This window comes from Paracoccus solventivorans (assembly GCF_900142875.1).
Taxonomy (GTDB): Bacteria; Pseudomonadota; Alphaproteobacteria; order Rhodobacterales; family Rhodobacteraceae; genus Paracoccus; species Paracoccus solventivorans.
Window position 1 is genome coordinate 19390 of sequence record NZ_FRCK01000016.1, and the last position, 9145, is coordinate 28534.

Below are 9145 nucleotides of genomic sequence, written 5' to 3' on the forward strand. Positions count from 1 at the left end.
AGCTAGTGTCTTGGTAAGTTTCTTCATCTTTTCCTCCCTGAACAATCTCTGTCTAGTGACTTAACTCAGCCAACGCTTGCGTCGGCTGTAATGTTTGACATTGTGAAAGTTGGTACCTTCTCCGCCGCCAAGGTAGAATTCCTGGATGTCCGAGTTGGATTTGAGCGCCTCGGCTGTACCATGCATGACCACGCGGCCGTTTTCGATCAGATAACCTTCCGAAACGATTTCCAGCGCGGCCAAGGCATTCTGTTCAACCAAAAGCACCGACAAACCCTCCTCGCGGTTGATTTTTTGAAGGATGCCGAAAATTTCAGCCACCAAGAATGGCGCTAGCCCAAGACTCGGCTCATCGAGCATCAGAAGACTCGGTTGGGTCACAAGAGCTCGGCCAATGGCAAGCATTTGCTGTTCGCCGCCCGACAGATAACCCGCCTGCGAATTACGGCGCTCGGCAAGCCTGGGAAAATAGTCGTATATTTTATCCTTTTGCACACTCAATTCAGATCTGGACATTCCCATCGGTGCGGCCGCAGTCAGGTTCTCGTCTGGAGTCAGATGCTCGAAAACGCGCCGTCCTTCGATGACGTGACAGATGCCCATTTCGACACGTTTCTGCGCCAGCATCTCTGTGATGTCGGTCCCGTCAAACTTTATCTCACCCCGGCTGATATGGCCGCGTTCTGCCTTCAGAAGACCACTGATCGCCTTCAATGTTGTGCTTTTTCCGGCTCCGTTGGAGCCCAGAAGCGCGACCATTCCGCCCTTCGGCACCTGAACAGAAACGCCTTTGATCGCCAGCATTACGTTGTCGTACAGCACCTCGATGCTATTCATCGACAGAATGGACTGGCCTTGGGCTTTCTCTTGCATCGGCATTCCTCTTTACTTTCTGAGCTGATCGAAGGGCCAGGTCATAAGATAGTCTCTGATATTGCCGTAGAGTTTTCCGAGACCTAGCGGTTCGATCATGAGAATGATGACGATCAACGCGCCGTAGACCGCATTGGGGATATGAGCGAGCGTTTCCACATTGACCTGCATGCCGAGCTCTTCGCTCGCTGTCACGACGAGCCCGTTCACCAGCCCCGGCACGAGCAGGATCAACGCAACTCCGAAATAGGACCCGATGATGCTGCCAAGTCCGCCTACGATCACCATCGCCAATACCTGGATTGATACGTTTACCGAAAACTGTTCGGGTGCGGCCAGAAAGTAGAAGGTCGCGACCAGCAGGGCCCCGCTGACACCGGCAATGAAAGACGATGCCGCGAAGGCTAGGATCTTGTAGTAGAAGCTGTTTACGCCGAGGATCGCCGCAGCAAAATCCTTCTCACGCACTGCGACAAGTGCACGTCCCAGCCCAGTGCGCTTGAGGTTTAGCATGAAGATTGTGACCAAGACGCACCAGCCAAGTGCGACATAATAATAGCCGGCATCAGAGGTGATCTGCTGTCCTAACAGCGCCAAAGTTGGAGCCTGAAGTGATGCGTGTGACCCGCCGGAAATCGTTGGGGAGTGGGTCAATACCCAGTCCATCACGAATTGCATCGCGAGGGTCGTGAGCGCGAGATAAAGACCTTTGACCCGCAATGCAGCAAAGGCGAACAGACTGCCGATCACTGATGCCGCCAACCCACCAATGATCAAGGCGATTTCCCAAGGCACCCCGAGCCGCACGGTATGTATGGCCGAATAGGCACCAACGGCCATTACTGCGGCATATCCGAGATGGAGCTGTCCGGCCCAGCCTGTCACCAAGTTCAGTCCTAAAGCGGCGGCGGTCCAGATCAGCCAAGGCAAAATGTAACTGTTAAGGTAAAGTGACGGTAGGATAAACGGTGCCGCAAGTCCGATCAACAGAAGGAACACCGCCAAGTTCCGGTCTGCCGGAACTTTGAACATGCGGCTGTCCGAGATCAAGCTGGAGTGGTAGACACCCGAGAGTCGATAGAACATTTTACACCCTTTCGATGTCGTGACGGCCGAACAGTCCGTGCGGACGGATCATGACCGTAAGAATCAGGACCGCGGCGACGATGAGTTCGCGGCTGCCGCCTCCGACAAGCGGATCAAGAAATTCCGCACCGACATTTTCGATTACGCCCAGAATGATACCAGCAACGATCGCGCCTAATATGCTGTCGAGACCACCCAGAACAGCGACAGTCAGACCCTTGAGAAGCAGAAGCGACAGTGCCTGATCGACACCCTGGATTTCGCCCCAAATGACACCTGCCGCCACAGCCACCACAGAAGCGAGGGCCCAGGACAGCCCGACACCGCGCTCGACCGAAATTCCGACAGACCATGATGCCATGTAATCATCCGCGATCGCCCGCAATTTGATCCCGGTCCGGGTTCGAAAGAACACAATGAAAGCGACGAACAGGGCAAGCGCAACGCCGGCGCCGACCAGATGGATGCGGCTGATGAAGATGTCGCCCAGGAGCAATGGTTCATAGCTGACACCGAGTTCCATCGAACGCGACGTCCCACCCGAGATTGCAAGCGTTGTGCCCCGCAGGAAGATGTCGAGGCCAAGTGTCAGCATCAGGATCATGACGACCGGACGGCCCGCGAGACGCCGAAGCGCCACCCTTTCAATGCCAAACCCCAGACCGAACATGACGACCGCAGCAAGCGGAATAGCTAGCCATAACGGCATTCCCAGATCGCGCGCTAGGGCAAGAACCACATAAGCCCCGACCATTGTCAGCCCGCCCTGCGCCAGATTGGGCACCGAGGATGCCTTATAGACCAGGACCAGGCCGATGGCAAAAAGTGAATACAACAGACCCGTCAGGGCACCGTTGATCGCAAGCTCTGATAAAAAAACCCAATCCATTTAAACCTCCCTTATGGGAAGGTTTCTTTCAACCTTCCCCATTTCTCCGGTCTCGTAAGCCACCTGGGCACTCACATGGACCTCGGCTGAACCGTCGTAGAGTGCCGCGATAACGTCGGCATAGCGTTCCTCTACGACCTTGCGACGCAATTTTCGGGTTCGAGTGATCTCGCCGTCGTCCGGGTCAAATTCCTTTGGAAGGCAGACAAAGCGCTTCAGGTGCAGTGGCTCGGTGACGGCCTTGTTTACCCGTTCGAAAGCCGGGCGTATTAGCGCCGCGACTTCGTCGCGCTGAGACAAATCTGAATAGGACACATATGGCACACCGTTCACCTCGGCCCAATGACCGACAGCTTCAAAATCCACGCAGATCATCGCAGTCAGCTCATTCCGCCCCGCTCCGACAACGGCCGCATCCTTGATATACGGACTGAATTTCAGCCGGTTCTCTATATAGTTAGGCACGTAGCGTTCACCGCCCGCCGTATGCATGACCTCGGAGACGCGCCCCAGAACCACAAGCTGGCCATTATCCTCCAGATAGCCGGCGTCACCGGTATGCAACCACCCGCTCACCAAGGCTTCAGCGCTCGCCTCCGGTTTGTTGAAGTAGCCATCAAACACGCTTTCCGAGCGCAAGAGAATTTCGCCGCTCGCATCGATCTTCACCTCGACACCGGGCGCGGGTTTACCGACGGTATGCAGGCGCACTTCGTTAGGGGCTTGCATCGCGGTGATCGCACTGTTCTCCGTCTGGCCGTAGAACTGGCGCAGCTTGATCCCGAGGGCGCGATAGAACACGAAGGTGTCTTCGCCAATTGCCTCGCCACCGGTAAACGCACTCCTCAGGCGACTCATGCCGAATTGATCCTTGATTGGACCGAAAATGAGCGCCTCCCCCAGAAAACGGCCCAGTGGTTCCAACGCACCGCCACTGTGGCCGTTCAGCTTGCGCGTCTCGGCGGCAATCGCCCGGTCCATGAAGAAGTGGTAAAACCACTTTTTCAACGGGGTTGAGTTCTCCATGCCGACTTGGATCGTAGTTAACATTTGGTCCCAGCTCCTGGGTGCCGCCAAATAAAAGGTCGGTGCGATTTCCCGCATGTCCCGCACGACCGTTTCCTGCCTCTCCGGTACGTTCACTGTGAACCGGAACATCAGCGCCGCCGCCACCGTGATGGCATAATCGCCGACCCAGGCCATCGGGAGATATGCGAGGATGTCCTCATCCTCTCCGTACACTCCCGCCGCGTGGCCGTTGCGAGCTGCGGCAAGAACGTTTTTTTGGCTCAGTACGACACCCTTCGGTTTGCCCGTGGTTCCCGACGAATGCAGGAAGATTGCCGGGTCCTCGGGTTTTGCTCTGTTCAGAAGTTCATCGCGGCGGTGTGGATCCAAGTTGAGATAATCCAGTCCGACTTTAATCAGGTGATCCCATGACATTAGTCCATCGTCTTCATAGGATCCCAAGCCGCGTGTTTCATCGTATATAACATGAGCTATGCCACTCGCGCTCGCACTCCGTAGCTCGAGGAGTTTGTCCACCTGCTCCTGATCTTCTGCTATGGCTGCTACGATCTCGACCTCGCTCAGGAAATGCTGAAGCTCTTCGATCGTTGCGCCAGGATAAGCCGGCATTGCATAAGCCCCGAGTAGCGAAATCGCGAGCATGCCTCCATATAGCCGCGCACGGTTGTCGCCCAGAATGAGCACAGCCTTGCCGGGCTTTACGCCGATCTTCTCAAGCCCGGCAGCGCAGGCCAGTACTTCTTCGGCGTACTCTGCCCAGGTGGTTTCTTTCCAGATTCCACGCTCCTTTTCGCGAATAGCAATATTCGACCCGTAGCTTGACGCGTTCCGTGCCAGCAATGCCCCGATCGTTTCGCTGGCGGAAAACTGCGATTTTGCTGCTTCAACCATGCGATCCTCCAATATATGCCTCGATAACCCTAGGATCTTTTACAACATCCTTCGGGATACCGCTGGCGATCATTTCGCCGTAGTTGAGTGCCAGCACCCGATCACAAATACCGATGATGACGTCCATATGATGTTCGATAAGCAGGACACTAACGCCGCGTTCATCCCGCGCGTCCAGAATGAAGCGGGACATATACCCCTTCTCCTCCTGGTTCATACCCGCCATCGGCTCGTCAAGGATCAACATCTGCGGCTCTGCCACCAGGGCCCGCGCAAGTTCGACCCGCTTTTTCAGCCCGATCGGAAGGCCGTCGACCAGTTCGTACCGGATGCTCTCGAGCTGCAGGAACTCGATCACCTCCTCGACGATTTTGCGGTTCTCGACTTCTTCAGGGCGGGCCGCCCACCAATAGAACGCCGTGCGGAAAACTCCTGGGTGCATATGAATGTGCCGGCCGAGCAGGATATTATCGAGAACGCTCATCCCATTGAAGAGCGCGAGGTTCTGAAACGTCCGGGCCACACCGAGCTTTGCAACCTTGTGGGGTGCCGTGCCGGTGATGTTCTTTCCGGCCAACCGGACAGTCCCCTCGTTTGGCGGGTAGAACCCGGTGATTGCATTGGTAAGCGTCGTCTTGCCACTGCCATTCGGCCCAACAAGGCCGAAGATTTCCCCTCGCTGGATGACAAGATCGACACCGGTGACAGCAACGATACCGCCAAAACGGCGTTCGATCCCTGTGCATTCCAGTATCGGCTTATTACTTAGTGTCGTCATATGGCCCCCGTTTTCCCCCAGGCAATGCACGTATCAAGATATCCGGAAGTAATCCGGTCGACCTGTGGGCCAGGGATCTCCCCACAACTGCTGCCCACCGTCGATATTCAGAACTTCACCGGTTACGAATTTCCCCGAATTTGCCGCCATATAAACAACGCCTTCGGCGACATCCCATTCGTCGCCGGCGTGGCGCATCGGATTTGAGTCCTGGAAGGTGGCCGCGCCGTCTTCGGGATAGTTGTGAAAGCCGTTGCTTTCACAACATCCGGGCGCCACGCAGTTCACGCGAATCCCATGCGGCGCCCACTCTACCGCGACCGATTTTGACAAGTATATCACCCCTGCTCGCGCCGCACAGGTATGCGCGATGCCCGGCATGCCGCGCCAGATGTCGGCCACGATATTCACGATGGAACCGGGTCGCTTTTGCTCGACCCAGTGTCGTGCGGTGGATTGCATCATCCACCAGGTCCCGTTGAGGTTGGTGTCGATGACCGCGTTCCAGCCCTTCGGAGAAAAGTCCAACGCTGCTTGGGGAAACTGACCCCCGGCATTGTTCACCAGAACGTCAATCGATCCGAATTCACGGTTGACCTCGCCAACGAAGTCCTCGACCTGGCCAGGATCCCGGATCGTCATAGGCTTGGCAAACACCATGCCACCAAAAGTTTCGAGAAATTCCTTCGCCGTGGCCAGCTTTACCGCGTCGCGTCCATTGATCGCAAGATTGGCACCCAACCTAGCGAACAGCACCGCAATGGAAAGACCCAAGCCACCGCCGGCGCCCGTCACAGCAACGGTTTTACCCGCAAACAAGTCGCTTGCATACACGGTTGCGCGTGACGCCAAGCCTCCTCGCGAAGACCCGTACTGCGTCTTAGTCATGACGCCTCCTCCCTGTGTCCCGTTCGGGTTCGTTGCGGATAATCTGACGCGTGTTAGAAAACTATGCAAGACAAGAATGCGCTTTGCTATAGTGATCACCTCTCGTCAGTAAGACTTTGGAAGCCCTAACGCTTTTTCGGCGATGAACGACAAAAGCATCTGTGGTGTCACGGGGACGATACGGAAAAGTAGTGCCTCTCTTACCAGACGCTCCACATGATATTCCTTGGCGTATCCAAACCCGCCAAAGGTAATCTGCGCTGCTTCAGTCGCCTCGACCGCGGCATCTGCGGCCAGTAGCTTGGCAGCGTTGGCTTCCACTCCGCACGCCTCTCCCGAATCATAGAGGGCGGCGGCATGCATCACCATGAGATTGGCAGCTTCCACCCGTGCCCATGCCATTGCCAGCGGATGCTGGATGCCCTGATTCTGGCCGATCGGCCGCCCAAAGACCACACGCTCGTTGGCGTATTGCGCGGCGCGCACCAATGCATTGCGTGCGATGCCGATGCATTCGCCGGCAACGAGGATGCGTTCCGGGTTCAGCCCATGCAGAATCTGTCGGAAACCCTTGCCCTCTTCCCCAATCAAGTCTTCGGCCGGGATTGGCAGTCCGTCGATGAACATCTCATTCGAGTCAACGGCTTTCCGGCCCATTTTTTCGATTTCGCGAACATCCACGAAATTGCGGTCCAGATCCGTATAGAACAGGCTCAAACCCTCGGTCGGGTTAGTCACGTCTTCAAGCCGTGTCGTTCTGGCCAGAAGCAACATCTTGTGGGCCACCTGCGCGGTCGAAATCCAGACCTTTTGACCATGAACGACGTACCTGTCCCCCTGTCGCACAGCTATGGTTTTAAGCTTGGTGGTATCCAGCCCGGTCGTCGGCTCGGTTACAGCGAAACAAGCTTTTTGATCGCCGGCGATCAGAGGGGGCAGCATGCGAGCGCGCTGTTCATCGGTTCCGAACTTGACCACCGGGTTGAGCCCGAAAATGTTCATGTGGATGGCCGAGGCCCCGCTGGCGCCAGCCCCCGATTCGGCAATCGCCTGCATCATGATGGTCGCTTCGGTGATCCCCAGACCAGCACCGCCTACGTCTTCCGGCATGGCAATGCCAAGCCAGCCACCATCTGCCATCGCCCTGTGCAAATCATGAGGGAAACCCCCGTTCCGATCCCGGTCCAGCCAGTAGTCGTCATCAAACTGCACACATACACGCAGGATCTGATCTCGAATTTCCTTTTGTTCACCCGTCATTCGAAATGTCATTGTGTCTCGCTCCCATCCACACCTACAAACCCTGCCTCACACAGGACAGTGATCCGGTCATCTTCATATCCAAGATTGCGCAGAATGCTTCGGCTGTCCGCGCCCGGCGGCCGCCCTAGCCAGCGCAACTCACCGGGGGTGGCGCTGAGATGCGGGATAGGTCCAATCACCTGCGTCTGCTCGCCCTCAACCGATACGATGTCGCCGCGATGACGTATCTGCTCATTCGTCATGATCTCCTCGACGCTCAGCACACGAGAGGCAACCGCATCATAGCGGGCAAACTCCGCCTCGACTTCCGCAAGCGTGTGTTGCGTGACGAAATCATTTATGGCGTCGAAGACCACGGCCATATGCTGCGACATCTCGTCGAGTGTAGCGAACCGCGGATCATCGGCCAGCGCATCTCCGCCGACCGCCCGCAACAGGCGTTGCGCTGTTTCTGCGCTGCCAGCCGAAACGGTCACCCACACCCCATCAGAGGTTCGGAACATGCCCCCCGGCGCAAAATCCATCGGCTGGCGCAGCCCGTTGCGCCGCGGCGAGAGGTTCGCGCCCGTCAATGCGGGCACGGGATAGTCCATCAGTCGAAGCAGCGCCTCGAACACCGCAAGATCGACGACCTGACCACGCGCAATCCCTTTTTCCCGGGCAAACAGCGCGATCATGATCCCCAAAGCACCCATCAACCCTGTCGTGCTGTCGGCCGCTGGAAATCCGGGGTGCATCGGTGGCCCGTCCGCAAAACCAGTCAGATGGGCTAGACCACTCAACGCCTCTGCCGCGCGCCCGAAAGCGGGCACGTCCCGCATCGGGCCGTCCTGACCGTAACCCGAAACGCGCAGAATAACTAAATCCGGGTTCCACTTATGCAGGGTTTCAGGCCCTACACCCGCACGTTCAAGCACGCCTGGCCTGAAATTTTCAACAAGTACGTCGGCGCTTTCAACCAGTCTGCGCAGGATGTCCCGTCCTTCGCCCGACTTCCAGTCGAGGCTCAGAATTTTTTTGTTGCGGCCCAGAGTTTTCCACCAAACGCCAACTCCGTCCCCGGCCTTTGGTCCGAGATCGCGCATCATGTCCGTCCGGTTGGGTGCCTCAATCTTGATGACGTCTGCCCCAAAATCAGAAAGCAGCGAGGTCGAGAGTGGTCCAGCAATAACATGACCGAGCTCGATGATTTTCAGCTGATGAAGTGGGGAGGTCATATGATCTCTTCGCTAATAATCAAACAGATGTTAGATTATTAGCGAAGATGCGGACCAAGTTCAAGCCGCAATTGCGATTCCAATGGCTCGGGAAAGAGTTAATGATTGCTGTCTTTTAGAAATTTACGGCCAGACAGGGCTTTGATGATGTGACCGCCCCCCGACGGCATCTGATGTGCCAAGGTGGGTCTGCAACGATCCACAAAGGGGAGCGGTCATGTCGGAGATTAT

General features: G+C 56.5%; 8 protein-coding genes. All 8 read right to left on the minus strand.

Going from position 1 to position 9145, the window contains the following annotated elements:
• Nucleotides 1-60 precede the first annotated feature (60 nt).
• The 8 genes from BUB57_RS15860 to BUB57_RS15895 all read right to left on the minus strand — a co-directional run bounded on the left by BUB57_RS15860 (nt 61) and on the right by BUB57_RS15895 (nt 8914).
• Nucleotides 61-873 (minus strand): ABC transporter ATP-binding protein, encoded by an 813-nt coding sequence (locus BUB57_RS15860; protein ID WP_073068822.1) that lies wholly within the window; start codon nt 871-873, stop codon nt 61-63.
• A 12-nt stretch (nt 874-885) separates the two neighbouring features.
• Complete coding sequence (locus BUB57_RS15865; RefSeq protein WP_073068813.1) at nt 886-1959, minus strand: branched-chain amino acid ABC transporter permease; 1074 nt, start codon at nt 1957-1959, stop codon at nt 886-888.
• Between the two features lies 1 nt (nt 1960).
• Nucleotides 1961-2848 carry a branched-chain amino acid ABC transporter permease gene (locus BUB57_RS15870; protein WP_073068814.1) on the minus strand — a complete coding sequence of 296 codons (888 nt, stop codon included), beginning with the start codon at nt 2846-2848 and terminating at the stop codon, nt 1961-1963.
• Nucleotides 2849-4768: an AMP-dependent synthetase/ligase gene (locus BUB57_RS15875; RefSeq protein ID WP_073068815.1), complete on the minus strand. Its 1920-nt coding sequence runs from the start codon at nt 4766-4768 to the stop codon at nt 2849-2851.
• Nucleotides 4761-5546, minus strand: a complete 786-nt coding sequence (locus BUB57_RS15880) for an ABC transporter ATP-binding protein (protein WP_047998078.1) — start codon at nt 5544-5546, stop codon at nt 4761-4763. Before BUB57_RS15880 ends, BUB57_RS15875 begins: the two co-directional genes overlap by 8 nt.
• Before the next feature lie 33 nt (nt 5547-5579).
• Nucleotides 5580-6434: an SDR family oxidoreductase gene (locus BUB57_RS15885; RefSeq protein ID WP_073068816.1), complete on the minus strand. Its 855-nt coding sequence runs from the start codon at nt 6432-6434 to the stop codon at nt 5580-5582.
• A gap of 105 nt (nt 6435-6539) precedes the next feature.
• On the minus strand, nt 6540-7694 hold the full coding sequence (locus BUB57_RS15890) for an acyl-CoA dehydrogenase family protein (protein ID WP_084732224.1): 1155 nt from the start codon (nt 7692-7694) through the stop codon (nt 6540-6542).
• A gap of 8 nt (nt 7695-7702) precedes the next feature.
• Complete coding sequence (locus tag BUB57_RS15895) at nt 7703-8914, minus strand: CaiB/BaiF CoA transferase family protein (RefSeq protein WP_073068818.1); 1212 nt, start codon at nt 8912-8914, stop codon at nt 7703-7705.
• Between the last annotated feature and the right edge of the window lie 231 nt (nt 8915-9145).